The sequence below is a fragment of the Streptomyces sp. NPDC005925 genome, from assembly GCF_040638805.1.
Lineage (GTDB): Bacteria > Actinomycetota > Actinomycetes > Streptomycetales > Streptomycetaceae > Streptomyces.
In genome coordinates this window covers 286226-302466 of record NZ_JBEXVL010000002.1, presented here as the reverse complement: position 1 = coordinate 302466, position 16241 = coordinate 286226, and the positions used below count along the sequence as shown (strand labels likewise).

Below are 16241 nucleotides of genomic sequence, written 5' to 3'. Positions count from 1 at the left end.
ACTGCCGTGCCGCCCCTCCCCTGCGGGCAGTCACGTTGCACAGTCCGCAATGACCTTTGCGCAGAGTGCCCACCCTCGACAGGATGACGGCATGGACTCCTCCTCGTCATCCGCCGCAGCCCTGCCCGGAACCGGGTCCGTGCTGGACCTCGCTCCCGTCGTGCCCGTCGTCGTCATCGAGGACGCCGCCGACGCCGTACCCCTCGCGCGGGCGCTCGTGGCGGGCGGGCTGCCCGCGATCGAGGTGACGCTGCGGACGCCCGCCGCGCTCGACGCGATCCGGGCCATCGCCGGGGCGGTGCCGGACGCGGTGGTGGGAGCGGGCACCGTCCTCACGCCCGGCCAGGTCGCCGACGCGCGGGCGGCGGGGGCCCGCTTCCTCGTGAGCCCCGGCTGGACGGACGTGCTGCTGGAGTCGATGCGGGCGTCCGGCGTGCCGTTCCTGCCGGGGGTGTCGACCACGTCCGAGGTGGTGGCGCTGCTGGAGCGCGGGGTGCGGGAGATGAAGTTCTTCCCGGCCGGGGCCGCGGGCGGCACCGCGTACCTGAAGGCGCTCGCCGGGCCCCTGCCGCAGGCCCGGTTCTGCCCGACCGGCGGCATCGGACCGGACTCCGCCCCCGCATACCTGGAGCTGCCCAACGTCGCGTGCGTGGGCGGCAGTTGGATGCTTCCGGCGGACGCGATGGCCGCCCGGGACTGGGGGCGCGTGACGGCACTGGCCCGCGACGCCGCCGGGCTCGGACAGCGCTGAGGCGGGGCGCTCAGCGCAGGTGTGAGGTGTCGTTGAAGAGGCGGACGCTGGCGTTGCCGTCCGCGTAGTACGCCACCGCCGACAGCGACGCCGCCGACAGCTCCATGCGGAACAGCGACTCGGGCGGGGCGCCCAGGGCGAGGCGTACGAGCGTCTTGATCGGCGTGACGTGCGAGACCAGCAGCACCGTGCGGCCCGGGTACGCGGCGACCAGCTCGTCCCGTGCCGCCGCGACCCGGGCCGCGGTCGCGGTGAAGCTCTCCCCGCCGCCGGTCGGTTCGGCGTCGGGGTCGGCCAGCCAGGCGTTCAGGTCGTCCGGGTGGCGCTCGCGGACCTCGGTGAAGGTGAGCCCTTCCCAGACGCCGAAGTCCGTCTCGCGCAGGCCCTCCTCGACGGCGACCTCCAGGCCGAGACGGTCGGCCACGATCCGCGCGGTCTCCCGGGTCCGGGCGAGGGGTGAGGACACGACCGCCTGGATCGTGCCGCGCCGGGCCAGCGCCGCGGCCGTCTTCCGCGCCTGCTCCCGGCCCGCGTCGGACAGGGACGGGTCGGAGCCGCCCCGTCCGCCGCTGCCGGAGAAGCGCTTCTGGGGGGTGAGAGGGGTCTCGCCGTGCCGCAGCAGGACGAAGGTGGCGGGGGCACCCATGTCGGGCGGCCCCCAGCCGGGGGCGGCGACCACAGCCCGGGCAACGGCCCCGGCCGCCCGGGTGTCGGCGGCCTCGGCGTCCCCGGCGGTCCTTGTGCCGGCGGTGTCGTCCGGCGCCGTCGCTCCCGCTCCCGCCAAATCCGCCGCCGTGCGGTGCACCCCGTACGCGCCCGCCTCGGCGCCGCCGTCCATCGCCTCGTTGGCCAGCCGGTCCGCGTGCTTGTTCTGCTCGCGCGGGATCCACTCGTAGGTGACGCGGCCGGGCGGGAAGACCCGTACCGCCTGAGCCGCGAGGGGCTTCATGTCGGGATGCTTGATCTTCCAGCGGCCCGACATCTGCTCCACGACCAGCTTGGAGTCCATCCGGACGCGGACCGTGGCGGACGGGTCCAGGTCGTGGGCGGCGCGCAGGCCCGCCAGCAGGCCCCGGTACTCGGCGACGTTGTTCGTGACGACGCCCAGGTACTCGGCCACCTCGACCAGGGTCTGGCCCGTCTCCGCGTCGAGGACCACACAGCCGTAGCCCGCGGGCCCCGGGTTGCCCCGCGACCCGCCGTCGGCCTCGACGATGAACTTGCGCGACTCCCGCACCGCGTACGCCCCCGCAGTCCGCCCGGTCCCGTGCCCTACAGGCCCGACTCGGCCGTACGCACCAGGATGCGGCGGCAGTTCTCGCAGCGCACCACCGTGTCGGGCGCCGCCGAGCGGATCTCGCTGAGCTCGGTGATGGCGAGCTCCTGGCGGCAGCCCTGGCAGGTGCGGGCGTAGAGCTTCGCCGCGCCGACGCCGCCCTGCTGCTCGCGGAGCTTCTCGTAGAGCTTGAGGAGGTCGGCCGGGACGGAGCCCGCGACGACCTCGCGCTCCTTGGTGACGGAGGCGGTCTCGCCGTCGATCTCGTCGAACGAGGCGTCACGGCGCGCGGTGGCGGCGTCGATCTTCGACTGGACGGAGGAGACCCGTTCGGTCAGCTCGGCGACCCGCTCCTGCGCGGACTCGCGGCGCTCCATGACCTCCAGGACGACGTCCTCCAGGTCGCCCTGCCGCTTGGCGAGGGACGCGATCTCGCGCTGGAGGTTCTCCAGGTCCTTCGGGGAGCTGACCGCCCCGGAGTCCAGTCGCTTCTGGTCGCGGGCGGCGCGCTGGCGCACCTGGTCCACGTCCTGCTCGGCCTTGGTCTGTTCGCGGGCGCAGTCGCTCTCCTCGGTCTGCGCGGCCACCAGCAGGTCGCGCAGCTGCGTGAGGTCCTTGGTCAGCGACTCCAGCTCGGCGTGCTCGGGCAGGGACCGGCGCCTGTGGGCGAGCTGCTGCAGACGGACGTCGAAGTCCTGAACGTCGAGGAGTCGGATCTGGTCGGCGGGCGCGGCGTTCAGTTGGGGGCTCCCTGTGCGTTAGAGGTAGGGGTCGTGGTGGACGCCGCGTGGGCGGTCCAGGGGTCGGTGACCGTCTTCGAGACGTGGACCCTGAGGTCCCATCCCTCCCGGTCGGAGATCTCGTCGAGCTGGGCTGCCGCCAGCTCGCACCAGGGCCATTCGGTGGCCCAGTGCGCCGCGTCGAGCAGCGCGAGAGGGCTGTGGGCGCGGGCCTCGGACACGGGGTGGTGGCGCAGGTCCGCGGTGAGGAAGGCGTCGGCGCCCGCCGCGCGCACGTGGTCGAAGAGGCTGTCGCCGGAGCCGCCGCTGACGGCGACCGTGCGGACGGTCGCCCCCGGGTCGCCGGCGACCCGGATGCCCTGCGCGGTGGCGGGCAGCCGCTCGGCGGCGCGGGCGGCGAACTCGCGGACGGTGAGCGGGTGGTCGAGCTCGCAGACCCGGCCGAGGCCGCGACGCCCCTCGGGGTCGGTGGCGTCCGGTACGAGGGGGCGTACGACCCTGAGGCCGAGCGCGCCCGCGAGCGCGTCGGAGACACCCGGGTCGGCGGTGTCGGCGTTGGTGTGGGCGACGTGCAGCGCGATGTCGTTCTTGATGAGGGTGTGCACGACGCGGCCCTTGAAGGTGGAGGCCGCGACCGTCGTCGTCCCGCGCAGATAGAGCGGATGGTGGGTGACGAGCAGGTCGGCGCCCAGCTTCACGGCCTCGTCGACGATCTCCTGCACGGGATCGACCGCGAACAGCACCCGGGAGACGCCCTGGCCCGGTTCGCCCACGACCGTGCCGACCGCGTCCCAGGACTCGGCCCGCTCGGCGGGCCACAGCTTCTCCAGCGCGGCGATGACTTCAGACAGACGGGGCACGTGGCAAGGCTACCTGCCGGCCTCCCCGGAGCCGCACTGCCGTCCGTGAGACGTGCGTACATCCGTTCCCCGCGCCGCACACCCCCGCCCCGGAACCACCCGCCCCGCCCCACGGGGTGCACCGCCGCTCCAGAACCACCCGCCCCGCCCCACGGGGTGCACCGCCGCCCCCGGTCGCCAGGCCCCCTCGTCGCGGCGGACGCGTACCGCCGCCCCCGCCGGTACGTCCCCACCGTTGCCGCGGGCTCGTACCGCCGTCCCCGCACGTCCGCCGGCACACCTGGGCGGACCCGCTCAGCAGAATCGCTTCTGCACCACTCGTAAGGGCGAAGCGCGCATCGACCGTCCCACGCCCGTGCGTACGAAAACTAGTTTCGTCGCCGGAGGTGACCGAAAGATGACGGCCTGTGCGATCGAGCCAACGGCGGAACACTCGGAACCCGACACATCGGAACCCGGCACGTCGGGGCCCGGCGGGGACGAGGCGCCGCGGACGGGCTGCGCCCTCACCGCGGACCGTGCCTACGCCGCGCGGCTCGCCCGGAACGGGGGCGGCGGCGGGGACGGCGACGCGTGGTTCCCGGAGCGCTGGACGCTGGACGGACCGGAGCCGTACGCGGTGCCGCTGCCCGGCAACCAGCCCGAGGAGCCCGGCACCGAGGTGCAGCCGATGGGCGACGGGCGTGTCCTCATCCACCGGCTGGTGGGCGGGCGGCACGCCTTCGCCCTGCTGTACCCGACCGGCCCCGGCACCGGCGAACTGCCGCTCGGCACCGTGGAGTGCCCGACCGGCGGCACCCGGCTGCGGCTGCTGCCGCCCGCGCCCGGCGGCGACCGGGCGTACGCCCTCGCGGTGGGCCGGCATTCCAGCACCGTGTGGCTGGTGGCGGGCGGGGCCTTCGGGCCCGAGCGACTCGCCGAGGTCCCCGGCCACTGCTCGGGCGGTGTGTGGCTGGACGGCACCGGGCGGATGCTGGCCCTGGACCGGGAGAGCGGCGGCCGGACCAAGTCGGTCGTGGTCGACCTGGAGCGCGGCGGTGAGGTCTCGCCGCTGCTCCAGATCGCCGAGGACAGCGACGACCGGCTGCTGCTCGCCGACCCCGCCGGCGGGCTGCTGCTGATCGCCTCGGACGCCCCCTCGCCGGGCGAGCCCCGGCTGGGCTGGGGCGTCCTCGGCAGCGCGCTGCCGGTGCGGTTCCCGGAGAGCCTGCGCATGCCGGACTGCACGGTCACGCCGTTCGCGGTGCAGCCGGGGCAGGTGCTGACGCCGGAGGCGTGCGCGGTGGCGCTGCGCATGGACGGGCCGCTCGGCAGTTGGGTCGGCGTGTGGCGGCCCGCCGACCGGCAGCTCCACCATCTCCCGGCACCCGAGGGCTGGTTGCGCGGCACCGGATGGTGGACCAAGGACGGCCGGCTCCACCTCCCGTTCACCACCCGGGAAGTGCCGTGCGGGGTGGCCCGGTTCGCGGCGCCCTGGGGGGACCCGGACGGCGACCCGGAGGGCCCCGGTCCGGCTACGGGCGGCCTGGAGCACCCCGAGCACCCCGGTCCGGGTCCGGCCCCGGGCGGCACGGAGCACCCGGGTTCGGACCCGGGCCCGGACGGCGCGTCCCTGCCGCGGGGGGCGGAGGAGCCGTCCGCGACGCCCCACGGTCCGACCGCCGGAGCCATGGGCGGGCCTGCGGACGGGGTGACGGGCCGGCCGGTGACCAAGTTGACGGGCGCGGGGGTCTCGGCGCCTGTCGTGTCACGCCCGGTGCCCTTGCGGGAAGCGCCACTTGGCGGCTTGTAACGAACCAGTGCCAGTCGGCGCGGCCGTCTGGATTCGCCCCACGGTGTGCCGGTTACACTCGCCCGGCTGTAGGAAAGATCGTGTTTGACGGGGTGAGTTCCTTCCGATGAGCGACGTAATGAACCGGCCGCTCCCGGCCGACAACGAAGAGATCGCCGTCGGCCACGGCCGGCACCGGGGCGAGATCTCCACGCAGGACAACGAAGCGGCGCCGCGCGGTCGTCACCGCAAACCCGCCGACGAGTCCGAGTCGACCGCGGCCTGATCCGGACCGTGGCCTGATCCAGTACGGGCCGGTCGTCCGGGGCGCCCCGCGGGTCTTTCCCGCCGTACGCCGCGCCGACCGGCCACCGACGTCACACGGCCCCGCCCGTCACCCGACGGGCGGGGCCGCTTCGTCGGCCCGGTGGACCCGCGTGAGTCCCCGGAGGTCTCGGGAGTCCGAGGAGTCCCGGTGTTCCGCCCGCGGCGGTCGCGCCGTCAGGCGTACTCGATGTGGCCGGCCGCGAGTACGGGGGCGTCCGCCCGCCCGGCCGCGCCGACCTCCACCCGGACCGACCGGGTCCCCGGCGCTTCTCCCGCCCGGCGCCACAGGCGGATGCGCAGCGCCTCCCCCGGATACACCACCCCCACGAACCGTGCCCGGTACGCGCGCACCCGGTCGGGCTCTCCCGCGAGCAGCGTGTCCACGGCCGCCTTGAGGGTCATGCCGTAGGTGCACAGTCCGTGCAGGACGGGGCGTTCGAAGCCGGCGGCACGCGCGAACTCCGGGTCGGCGTGCAGGGGGTTGTCGTCGCCGGTCAGGCGGTAGAGCAGGGCCTGGTCGGGGCGCACGGGCCGTTCCACGGTCGCGTCGGGCTCGCCGGACGGCGGTCCGGGCTTCGCGGACGGTCCGCGTGCGCCGCCCCAGCCGCCCGCGCCGCGCACGTGGACGTCCGCGTCGCAGGTCCACAACGGCCCGCTCCCGTCGGCCACCTCGGTCCGCAGGACGAGCACGGCCGCCCTGCCCTTGTCGTGTACGGCGACGACGCGCGACGTGGCGGTGGCGGTACCGGCGGCGGGGACCGGCCGGTGCAGCCGCAGGCTCTGCCCGGCGTGCAGTACGGCGGCGAGGTCCACGTCGACGCCGGGCATCGACAGTGCGGCGATCACACCGGGGGGCCCGCCGCCGGCGACGGTCGCGAAGCTCGGCAGGACGTGCAGGCGGGACTCCAGGGTGTAGCGGAGTTCGGCGGGGCCGGTCGCGGGGACGCCCGCGCCGATGCCGAGGTGGTAGAGCCGCACGTCCCGGTCGCCCCAGGAGATCTCCTCGACGCGGGGCGCGGCGCCGAGGGCTCGGGCGGCGTCGATGGGCATGGCACTCCTGTCGTCCGGCTTGTCCGGTGGCCGGCCCACTCTGCCCGACCGGCGGCCTCCGTACGACCACCCGGCCACACGGGCACACAGCCAAAAGGGCGCATGACCGCACGGCCGGCGGCGTCCGGGCCCCCGGACCCTACTCTTGCCCCGTGAATGAAATGCCCTGTACATACCGGTCCGCGAAGTTCATCCGGGTACTTCTGGCCGAGGATCCGGGCAGGAGTCGCGGGGCGCTGGCGGCGACGCTCGGGATGGAGCCGGACCTCCTGGTCGTGGCGCAGGTGCGGGACGGGGATCCGGTCGTGGACGCCGTCCTCACCCACCGGCCGGACGTCGCGGTCCTCGATGCCGAGTTGCCCGGCACGAGTGGCCCGGAGGTCGCCGCCGACCTGCGCGACCAGGTGCCCGACTGCCGGGTGCTGATCCTCACGACGTCGGGCGGGCCGGAGCTGCTGCGCCGGGCCGCCGCTGCCGGTGCCGCCGGTCTCCTCGTCAAGGACGGCCCCGCACACGAGCTCACCGCCGCGATCCGGCGGGTGCTCACCGGCGAGACGGCGATCGACCCGGCACTCGCCGCGGCGGCGGGCCGGGTGGCGGCTCGGGGCGTCACCCCGGACGCGGGTCCGGACCGGGCCGCGCCCACGCCCGCACTCTCGCCCTCCCCCGCCCCCACGTCCGCGCCCCCGGCCGCTCCCGGCGAGCGGGAGGCCGGCAGCCGGGCTCGGCCCTGACGGCCGTACCCCTGGGCATCGAAGCGCCACGCCGAGGCCGACACCTCGGGACGCGCCGACGCGGGCATCCGCCTCGGACGCCCCCGCTCCGGAAGCGAGGGCACCGCCAAAAGAAGGTCAAGATTTCGTTAGTCGGCCGAAGCAACGGAATAGTTGCCCGAGCACACAGGGTTCACGCCGCACGTACCGCACCACGCACCGGCCGGGAGAGACCGGCGGAGAGCTTCGTACGCCCTCCTGCCGTCGCCTCTCCCGGTTTCCGACGTTCCGCGATCTTCGGCCTGGAGGCCTCGTTTCATGACGCTCACGACGACCGACCGTCCCGCCGGCAGAGCGAGCGGGGCCGTGGTCCCGGTGCTCGCCTTCGCGGGGATCGTTGTCGCGGTGATGCAGACGCTGCTCGTCCCCGTCATCAAGGATCTGCCCCTGCTGCTGGACACCTCCGTGGGCAACGCCACCTGGGTCCTGACCTCGACCCTGCTGTCGGGGGCCGTGTCCACGCCGATCATGGGACGCCTCGGCGACCTGTACGGCAAGCGGCGGATGCTGGTCGCCAGCCTCGCCGTCATGGTGGCCGGCGCGCTGCTCAGCGCCCTCACCAGCACCCTGATACCCATGATCGCGGGGCGTACGCTGCAAGGTTTCGCCATGGGCGCGATACCCCTCGGCATCGGCCTGATGCGCGACACCCTGCCCCCCGAGAAGCTCGGTTCGGCGATGGCGCTGATGAGCTCCTCGATCGGCGTCGGCGGCGGTCTCGCGCTTCCGCTGGCCGCCCTGGTCGCCCAGGACGCCGACTGGCACGTCCTCTTCTACGGCGCCGCGGCCCTGGGCGTCGCCGCCATCGTCCTGACCCTCCTCCTGGTGCCCGAGTCGCCGGTACGCGCCAAGGGCACCTTCGACATGCTGGGCGCCCTCGGCCTGTCCGCCGGGCTCGTCCTTCTGCTCCTGCCGACCACCAAGGGCAGCGACTGGGGCTGGTCGTCCGGCACCACGCTCGGTCTGTTCGGCGCGTCCCTCGTCGTGCTGCTGCTGTGGGGCGTGATGGAGCTGCGCATGGCCGCCCCGCTGGTCGACCTGCGCACCACGGCCCGCCGGGAGGTGCTGCTCACCAACCTCGCGTCCATCATGATCGGCGTCTCCTTCTTCGTCGTCTCCCTCGTCCTGCCGCAGCTCCTCCAGCTTCCCGCGGCCACCGGATACGGGCTCGGCCAGTCGATGGTCGTCGCCGGTCTGTGCGTGGCGCCGCTCGGCCTGACGATGATGTTCACCGCCCCGCTCTACGCCCGCCTGTCCGCCCGGTACGGCCCGAAGACGACGCTGATCATCGGCCTGCTCGTCATCGGGCTCGGCTACGGCGGCGGCCTCGGCCTGATGGACGCCGCCTGGCAGACCGTCGTCACCTCGATGGTGCTGGGCGCCGGCATCGGTCTCGCGTACTCCTCGCTGCCCGCGCTGATCATCAACGCCGTACCGGCCTCGGAGACGGGGGCCGCGAACGGCCTCAACACGCTCATGCGCTCGATCGGTACGTCCACGTCGAGCGCCGTGATCGGCATGGTGCTGGCGAACACCGCGGACACCGTCGGCGGCGTGGAGATCCCCACCATGGAGGGCTTCCGGCTGTCCTTCCTGATCGCGACGGGCGCCGTGGCCGTGGGCGTGGTCCTCGCGCTGTTCCTGCCGGGCCGCCGCCCCGCCGAGCTGCCGCAGCCGCGCGCCACGAGCGAGGACGGCACGAACCCCGCCCGCGCCGGAAAGGTCCTCGGCCGCCGCGGCTTCCGCGGGCGGGTGCTGGACGCGTCCGGGACGCCGGTCGCGCGCGCCAAGGTCACCCTCATCGACCGGCACGGCCGGCAGGCGGGCGCGACCCTGTCCGCCGAGGACGGCAGCTACGCGCTCGCGGTCCCGGCCGGGGGCCCGTACGTGCTGGCCGCCCGCGCCCCCGGTCACCCGCCGCTCGCCTCCGCCGCGACCCACACGGGCGACGAACGCCCGGTCGACCTGGACCTCTCCCTGCCGGGCGAGACCGTCACGGCCTGACGGGGGCCCGTACACCCGCCCCTGCGGCCGTCCCCGCACCCCCTGTCGGGCATCCGGCGGGGGGTGCGGCAGCATGGAGCCCGACCCGGGCGCGAGCCGAGCAGCCCGGAGGGACCGGAAGCGAAAGGCAGGAACCCATGTCGGCGGCACCCGGGCCGGAGATCCTGGCCGCGTTCGAGGCGGCCAAGGGGTTCATGCCCACGGACGAGGGCCTCGCCCTGTACGCGGCGGCCGTACGGGCCGGACGGCTCGGGCTGCCCCTGCTGGAGGTCGGCACGTACTGCGGGCGCTCCACGATCCTGCTCGCGGACGCCGCCCGGCGGGCCGGCGTGACCGCGCTGACCGTGGACCACCACCGCGGCAGCGAGGAGCAGCAGCCCGGCTGGGACTACCACGACCCCGGCACGGTCGACCCCGAGCTCGGGCTCATGGACACCCTGCCCACCTTCCGCCGCACCCTGCACCGGGCGGGACTGGAGGAGCACGTGGTGGCTCTGGTCGGGCGGTCCCCGCAGGTCGCGAAGGTCTGGAACGCGCCGCTCGGCCTGGTCTTCGTCGACGGCGGCCACACCGACGAGCACGCCACCGCCGACTACGAGGGCTGGGCCCCGCGAGTGGCGGGAGGCGGCCTGCTCGTCGTCCACGACGTCTTCCCGGACCCGGTGGACGAGTTCACCGGCCAGGCCCCGTACCGCGTGTACCTCCGGGCCCTCGCCTCGGGCGCCTTCACCGAGGAACCCGCCACCGGCTCGCTGCGAGTGCTGCGGCGAACGGGAGCGGGGATCTGACGGCGCGGTTAAAGTCGCAGACGTGTCGTACGCAGGCCCGGAATTCGAACCTTCCCGCCCCCCGCGCTCCCGCCGCCCGATGACCGTGGCGCTGGCCGCGCTGCTGCCGGGGGCTCTGCTCGGCTGGCTCGTGTACGAGGCGGTGCGCGGCCCCGGGGACGGCTCCGGCGGCGCGGCGGCCGTCTCGCCGTCCCCGTCCCGGCCGGCGACGACCGGCTCCCCCACGCCGGGGAGCAGCCCGGACGGCAAGCGGCCGAGCGCGGCCCCCTCCTCCTCCGCGTCCGTGTCGGCCGGCGCTTCCGTGCCCGCCGGTTCCGGGTCACTCAGGGGCAAGGTCGTGGTCATCGACCCCGGGCACAACCCGAACAACTTCCGTCACGCCTCCGACATCAACCGCAAGGTGAATATCGGGACAGGCTGGAAGGAATGCGACACCACGGGCACGTCCACGAACGCGGGCTACATCGAGGCGAAGTTCACGCTGGACGTCGCCCGCCGGATGCGCACCCTGCTGGAACAGCAAGGCGCCACCGTGAAGTTCACCCAGGACGGCGACCGCCCCTACGGACCGTGCGTGGACGAACGGGCCCGGATCGGGAACACCGCACGCGCCGACGCCGTCGTCTCGATCCACGCCGACGGCTCCGCCGCCGGCAACCGCGGTTTCCACGTCATCCTGCCCGGCGGCGTCCACGCGGGCGCCGCGGACACCCGGGCCGTCGTCGGCCCGTCCCGCGACCTCGGCGAGCGCATCGCGGGCAGGTTCCTGCACGCCACCGACACCCCCCCGTCGAACTACGTGGGTCGGGGCACCGGCCTCGTCACGCGAAGGGATCTCGGCGGTCTCAATCTGTCAACGGTTCCCAAGGTCTTCATCGAGTGCGGCAACATGCGCGACAGCGCGGACGCCGCGCAGCTGACCAGCGGTGCATGGCGGCAGAAGGCGGCGCGGGGCATCTCTGAGGGAATCGTGAGTTTCCTGCGCGGGTAGCGGGCAGCAGGCCGATCCCCAGGGACACCCCCACCGGGCGGGCGATACTGTCGTCCCTACGATGAGGGGCCACCCCCGCGCTTCACACCCGGGCCTGACGGCGACCCTGACGGCGAACCGGTGACAGCGACGCCTCCAGCGAAGCCGATGTTGAGACGACTGACGAAGGACCTCTGAAGTGAATATCCGCTCCCTCACTCGAGGCGACGGCGTGGTGATCGGAGCAGCGGTGTTGCTGTTCATCGCGTCGTTCCTCAACACCTACGGCGGCGACGGCAACGACATTCCCACCGCCTGGGACAACCTCGGCCTGCTGATGAGCATGTACATCGGTGGCATCGCGGGCGCCGCGCTGATCGTCGTCGCCCGCTCCCTGCCGCAGCCCCGCAAGATCGTGGGGCTGGACCTCGGCCAGGTCGGCGTCGCCCTGACGGTCTTCTCCGCGTGGACCGCGTTCTGGACGATCATCGACCCGTCGGGTTCGTTCGACGTGGACGGGTACGACGTCGAGTCGGGCGCCGGCCTCATCCTCGGTCTCATCGCCGCCCTGCTGCTCGCCGCCGGTGCCGTGGCATCCCCCGTCCTGCCCGCCCTCCAGCTCGCCCTGATCCCGGCCCCGCGTCCCGCCGCCCCGCAGCCCTACGGCGCCCAGCCGCAGGCCGGCTACGGCTACCCGGGGGCGCAGCCCGCGTTCGGTCAGCCCCAGCCCGGGCAGCCGCAGCCGGGTCAGCCCTACGGCGATCAGCCGCGACCGGCCCAGCCGCAGGCCGGTCAGCCGGCCGGGGACTTCTCGCCGTTCTGGTTCGCCGTGCCGGTGCCCCGGCCGCTGTTCCCGGAGGACGGTTCGCCCACGCCGATCGCCGAGCTCGCCCCGGGCACCTGGTACCTGGCCGTCGAGCAGCGCGGCCAGACGCTGATCGCGCAGACGCAGGACGGCCGCCGCGGTGTCCTGCAGGACTCGTCGGGCATCCAGCGCGGCTGACGTACGACGCGGCGTTCGCCACGGCCGACGGCCCCACCCCGCTCCGGGTGGGGCCGTCGGCCGTGGTACTGCTGTCGGCGAGCCGCCCCGGCCACCGGCCGAACGCCCGTCACCCGCCGGTCGGTTCACCCAGCGGCGGGACCTCGTTCTTCGCCTCCGCGCCCGGGCCGTTCGCCACGAAGCGCCTCGGCGACACGGTCACGGGGGCCTTTGGGGCGTGCGGGGCACGCCTCCCGCGGCGTCACCCGGCCCGCCGACGCGGCGTCCGGCAGGGGCCGTTCGGGTTTCGTCCGGCTCACGGCGGCTACCCGGAGGGCATGTCCCCTCGATATCGCTCCAGTGCCAGCCAGGCCGGTACGGTCATCGCGGTCGTCGCCGACGTGATGGCCTTCTTCCTCGGCCTGTGGATTCTCATGTACCTGCTCGACGCGAACCGCGGGAACGAACTGGTGCAGTTCGTGCATGATGTCGCCCGCTGGCTCGCCGGCTGGTCCCACGACCTGTTCACGTTCGACGAGGAGTGGGCGCGGGTCGTCGCCGGTTACGGACTGGCCGCCGTCGTCTACCTGTTCGTCGGCCACGCCATCGCGAGCCGCGTCCGTCACTGAACCCGCCCGCCCCGGCCGGCGGCCCGGGGCCTCAGCCGCAGCAGTCCGGGTCGAGGCCCCACGGCAGGCGCTCCCCGCCGAAGACCGCGCAGGTCGCGTCGTGGCCGCCGAGCGCGGCGACCGCGAGCAGCAGGGATCCGGCCGTCCACGTGGTGCGTTCCCGTGGCCATATGACGTCGTCGTCGAAGACGTAACCGGTCCAGTACAGCCCGGTCTCCGGGTCGCGCAGGTGCTGGATCGCCTGGAGGATCTCCAGCGCCCGGTCGGACTCGCCCGTCACCCACAGCGCGAGGGCCAGTTCGGCCGACTCGCCGCCCGTCACCCACGGGTTGGGGACGACGCAGCGCACGCCGAGGCCGGGCACCACGAAGCCGTCCCAGCCCTGCTCGATGCGGGACGTGGCCTCACCGCCCGTCAGCGCGCCGCCCAGCACGGGGTAGTACCAGTCCATCGAGTAGCGGTCCTTGTCGAGGAACCGCTCGGGGTGCCTGCGGATCGCGTGCCGCAGCGCGCCGGCCGCCAACTCCCAGTCGGGCTGGGCCTCTTCGCGCTGTTCGGCGATGGCGAGCGCGCAGCGCAGCGCCTGGTGGACGGAGGAGGAGCCGGTCAGCAGCGCGTCGGCGGTGTCCGCGCCGTCCTCGTCGCGCCGCCAGCCGATCTGCCCGCCGGGCTGCTGGAGCCGCAGCACGAACTCGACGGCGGCGTGGACGACCGGCCACATGCGGTCGAGGAACATGTCGTCGCCGGTTGACAGGTAGTGGTGCCACACGCCGACGGCCGGGTAGGCGACGAAGTTCGTCTCCCGCCCGCGGTCGGTGACGTCCCGCGCGTCGCCGTCGGCGTAGGCGGCGTACCAGGAGCCGTCCTCGTTCTGGTGCCGGGCCAGCCAGGTGTACGCCCGTTCCGCCGCCGCGTGTTCGCCGGCCGCGTCCAGTGCCATGGCCGCCTCGACGTGGTCCCACGGGTCGAGGTGGTGGCCCCGGAACCACGGGATGGCGCCGTCCGGGCGCTGTGCGGCGAGGATGCCGCGCACGGTGTCCGCGGCCTGATCGGCGGTCAGCACTCCGGGCAGGACCAGGTGTTCCGTCCTGGGAGTGGTCACGTGGCGTCCGCCTCGGCCACGCGGGGCAGGTGCGGCTTGGTCGCGTACGCCACGAAGCTCTTGCCGATCAGCGGGTTCAGCGCCTGCTCGGCGACCCGGGTGGCGAGCGGCTTCTTCATGATGTCCCAGACCAGCAGCTTGTGGTACGCCCGCACGGGCAGCGCCTTGTCGTTGTCGACGCCGAACGCGCACTTCAGCCACCAGTACGGCGAGTGCAGCGCGTGCGCGTGGTGCGTGCCGTACGGCCTGAGGCCCGCCTCGCGCATCCTGGCGAGGAGTTCGTCCGCCTTGTAGATGCGGATGTGGCCGCCCTCGACCTCGTGGTAGGCGTCGGACAGGGCCCAGCAGACCTTCTCGGGCCCGTAGCGCGGGACGGTGACGGCGATCCGGCCGCCGGGCCTGAGCACCCGCACCATTTCGGCGAGTACGCCCTTGTCGTCGGGGATGTGCTCCATCACCTCGGAGATGATCACGACGTCGAAGGACTCGTCGGGGAAGGGCAGCGCGAGCGCGTCGCCCTCCATCGCGGTGGCGGTCGCGCCCTCGGGCGCCTCACCGGCCTCCTTCATCGCCGCGAACCACTTGGCGACCTCGCGGATCTCCTCGCCGTTCTGGTCCAGCGCCACGACCTGCGCGCCGCGCCGGTAACACTCGAACGCGTGCCGTCCGGCACCGCAGCCGAGGTCCAGGACGCGGTCGCCCGGTGCGAGGGGGAACCGGGAGAAGTCGACGGTCAGCACGTGGCCCTGCTTTCGGGGTAGACGCCTTCAACATCGGGGGTGGGGGCTTCGGCGGGTCCGGCCGCGCGGGTGGCGGGTGCGCGGGTGGCGGTGGGGGGTGCGGCGTCGATGGCCTCCCGGTAGCGGGCCACCGTGCCCTCGGCCGCCCGCGCCCACGTGAAGTGGCGCAGCACCCGCTCACGCCCGGCCGCGCCGAGCCGCACGCGCAGCTCCGCGTCCCCCAGCAGCCTGCCGAGCCCGGCGGCCAGCGCGCCCGCGTCGCCGGGTGGCACCGCCAGGCAGGTCTCCCCGTCCCGCCCGGCCACCTCGGGGATGGCGCCGCCGGTCGTGGCGAGCAGCGGCGTACCGGTGGCCATGGCCTCGGCGGCGGGCAGCGAGAAGCCCTCGTACAGCGACGGCACGCACGCGACCTGCGCCGAACGCACCAGGTCGACCAGTTCGGCGTCCGAGACGCCCTTGACGAAGCGGACGGCGCCGTCGAGGCCGTACCGGCCGACCGCCCGCGCGACGGGCCCCTCCGCGGGCTGCTTGCCGACCACGACGAGGTGGGCGTCGGGATGCTCGGCACGTACCTTCGCCAGCGCCTCGACCAGGAAGACGAGGCCCTTGAGCGGCACGTCCGCGCTGGACGTCGTCACGATCCGGCCCGGCACTTGGGGCACGGCCGGGTCGGGCGAGAAGAGGTCGGTGTCGGCGCCGATGTGGACGACGTGGATGCGGTCGTCGCGCACGCCGAGGTGGTCCACTATCTCCTGGCGGGAGGTGCCGGACACGGTGAGCACCGACGGCAGGCGGCGCGCGACGCGCTTCTGCATGCGGGTGAACGCGTACCAGCGGCGCAGGGAGGCCCGGCGCCGCCGGTTCTCGGCGGCGTCCAGCTCCAGCTGCCGGTCGACGGTGATGGGGTGGTGGATGGTGGTGACCAGGGGTGCGCCGAGGTCGCCGAGCAGGCCGTAGCCGAGGGTCTGGTTGTCGTGGACGACGTCGAAGTCGCCGCGCCGGGCGCGCAGATGGCGGCGGGCGCGCAGCGAGAAGGTGAGCGGCTCGGGGAAGCCGCCGGTCCACATGGTGGCCACTTCGAGCGCGTCGATCCAGTCGCGGTACTCCTCCCGCCCGGGGGTGCGGAAGGGGTCGGGCTGGCGGTAGAGGTCGAGGCTGGGCAGCTCGGTGAGGACCACCGGGCCGTCCCTGTTCTCACCGGGTGCGCCGGCCGGGCCGAACGGGTCACCGCTCCGGCCGAGCACGTCGCCGTTGTCGTCGAGGACGTCGAGGACGGGGTACGGCTGGGCGCCGATGACCTCGACGCGGTGTCCGAGCCGGGCGAGTTCGCGGGAGAGGTGCCGGACGTAGACGCCCTGGCCGCCGCAGAACGGGTTTCCCTTGTACGTGAGGAGCGCGATGCGGAGCGGTCGCCTGCCGTCGGCAGCGAGGCCCTCCGGGGGCGCCGCCTCCCTGGCCTCAGCGGTCACTCTGGGCCC

16 protein-coding genes are annotated in these 16241 nt (G+C 74.2%); 9 read left to right on the top strand and 7 right to left on the bottom strand.

Annotated features, from left to right (window positions below; all coding sequences use genetic code 11):
- Positions 1 to 91 precede the first annotated feature (91 nt).
- A complete protein-coding gene (locus ABZ354_RS04085) occupies positions 92 to 751 on the top strand; it encodes a bifunctional 4-hydroxy-2-oxoglutarate aldolase/2-dehydro-3-deoxy-phosphogluconate aldolase (RefSeq protein ID WP_358652689.1) in 660 nt (219 codons plus the stop codon).
- Between the two features lie 10 nt (positions 752 to 761).
- Here the strand turns inward: ABZ354_RS04085 and ABZ354_RS04080 are convergent, their stop codons facing one another.
- The 3 genes from ABZ354_RS04080 to ABZ354_RS04070 are packed head-to-tail and all read right to left on the bottom strand — an operon-like array spanning position 762 to position 3627.
- A complete protein-coding gene (locus ABZ354_RS04080) occupies positions 762 to 1988 on the bottom strand; it encodes a bifunctional RNase H/acid phosphatase (protein WP_358652687.1) in 1227 nt (408 codons plus the stop codon).
- 35 nt (positions 1989 to 2023) lie between these two features.
- Positions 2024 to 2767: a C4-type zinc ribbon domain-containing protein gene (locus tag ABZ354_RS04075; protein ID WP_358653143.1), complete on the bottom strand. Its 744-nt coding sequence runs from the start codon at positions 2765 to 2767 to the stop codon at positions 2024 to 2026.
- Positions 2764 to 3627 (bottom strand): Nif3-like dinuclear metal center hexameric protein, encoded by an 864-nt coding sequence (locus tag ABZ354_RS04070; RefSeq protein ID WP_358652685.1) that lies wholly within the window; start codon positions 3625 to 3627, stop codon positions 2764 to 2766. The genes ABZ354_RS04075 and ABZ354_RS04070 overlap by 4 nt, the downstream gene beginning before the upstream one ends.
- Positions 3628 to 4024: 397 nt before the next feature.
- On the opposite strand from ABZ354_RS04070, the gene ABZ354_RS04065 reads away from it, so the two are divergent.
- Positions 4025 to 5419: a hypothetical protein gene (locus ABZ354_RS04065; protein ID WP_358652683.1), complete on the top strand. Its 1395-nt coding sequence runs from the start codon at positions 4025 to 4027 to the stop codon at positions 5417 to 5419.
- A 106-nt stretch (positions 5420 to 5525) separates the two neighbouring features.
- Positions 5526 to 5684, top strand: coding sequence for a hypothetical protein (locus ABZ354_RS04060; protein WP_358652681.1), 159 nt, complete (start codon positions 5526 to 5528; stop codon positions 5682 to 5684).
- 215 nt (positions 5685 to 5899) lie between these two features.
- Here the strand turns inward: ABZ354_RS04060 and ABZ354_RS04055 are convergent, their stop codons facing one another.
- On the bottom strand, positions 5900 to 6775 hold the full coding sequence (locus ABZ354_RS04055) for a MaoC/PaaZ C-terminal domain-containing protein (protein ID WP_358652679.1): 876 nt from the start codon (positions 6773 to 6775) through the stop codon (positions 5900 to 5902).
- Positions 6776 to 6936: 161 nt separating this feature from the next.
- Here ABZ354_RS04055 and ABZ354_RS04050 point away from each other — a divergent pair, with 161 nt between their 5' ends.
- The 6 genes from ABZ354_RS04050 (at position 6937) to ABZ354_RS04025 (ending at position 12921) form a co-directional block, all read left to right on the top strand.
- Positions 6937 to 7509 carry a response regulator gene (locus tag ABZ354_RS04050; protein ID WP_358653141.1) on the top strand — a complete coding sequence of 191 codons (573 nt, stop codon included), beginning with the start codon at positions 6937 to 6939 and terminating at the stop codon, positions 7507 to 7509.
- A gap of 297 nt (positions 7510 to 7806) precedes the next feature.
- Positions 7807 to 9552 carry an MFS transporter gene (locus tag ABZ354_RS04045; RefSeq protein ID WP_358652677.1) on the top strand — a complete coding sequence of 582 codons (1746 nt, stop codon included), beginning with the start codon at positions 7807 to 7809 and terminating at the stop codon, positions 9550 to 9552.
- A 137-nt stretch (positions 9553 to 9689) separates the two neighbouring features.
- A complete protein-coding gene (locus tag ABZ354_RS04040) occupies positions 9690 to 10340 on the top strand; it encodes a class I SAM-dependent methyltransferase (RefSeq protein WP_358652675.1) in 651 nt (216 codons plus the stop codon).
- Between the two features lie 22 nt (positions 10341 to 10362).
- On the top strand, positions 10363 to 11331 hold the full coding sequence (locus tag ABZ354_RS04035; protein ID WP_358652673.1) for an N-acetylmuramoyl-L-alanine amidase: 969 nt from the start codon (positions 10363 to 10365) through the stop codon (positions 11329 to 11331).
- 178 nt (positions 11332 to 11509) lie between these two features.
- The gene (locus tag ABZ354_RS04030) at positions 11510 to 12313 is read left to right on the top strand and encodes a hypothetical protein (RefSeq protein ID WP_358652672.1); all 804 of its coding nucleotides are present in this window, start codon (positions 11510 to 11512) and stop codon (positions 12311 to 12313) included.
- Between the two features lie 317 nt (positions 12314 to 12630).
- Positions 12631 to 12921 carry a hypothetical protein gene (locus ABZ354_RS04025; protein ID WP_358652670.1) on the top strand — a complete coding sequence of 97 codons (291 nt, stop codon included), beginning with the start codon at positions 12631 to 12633 and terminating at the stop codon, positions 12919 to 12921.
- Positions 12922 to 12952: 31 nt separating this feature from the next.
- On the opposite strand, the gene ABZ354_RS04020 is transcribed toward ABZ354_RS04025, so the two are convergent.
- The 3 genes from ABZ354_RS04020 to ABZ354_RS04010 are packed head-to-tail and all read right to left on the bottom strand — an operon-like array spanning position 12953 to position 16232.
- Positions 12953 to 14023 carry a prenyltransferase gene (locus ABZ354_RS04020; protein ID WP_358652668.1) on the bottom strand — a complete coding sequence of 357 codons (1071 nt, stop codon included), beginning with the start codon at positions 14021 to 14023 and terminating at the stop codon, positions 12953 to 12955.
- Positions 14020 to 14763, bottom strand: coding sequence for a class I SAM-dependent methyltransferase (locus tag ABZ354_RS04015; RefSeq protein ID WP_358652666.1), 744 nt, complete (start codon positions 14761 to 14763; stop codon positions 14020 to 14022). Before ABZ354_RS04015 ends, ABZ354_RS04020 begins: the two co-directional genes overlap by 4 nt.
- On the bottom strand, positions 14757 to 16232 hold the full coding sequence (locus ABZ354_RS04010; protein ID WP_358652664.1) for a glycosyltransferase family 4 protein: 1476 nt from the start codon (positions 16230 to 16232) through the stop codon (positions 14757 to 14759). Before ABZ354_RS04010 ends, ABZ354_RS04015 begins: the two co-directional genes overlap by 7 nt.
- Positions 16233 to 16241 lie beyond the last annotated feature (9 nt).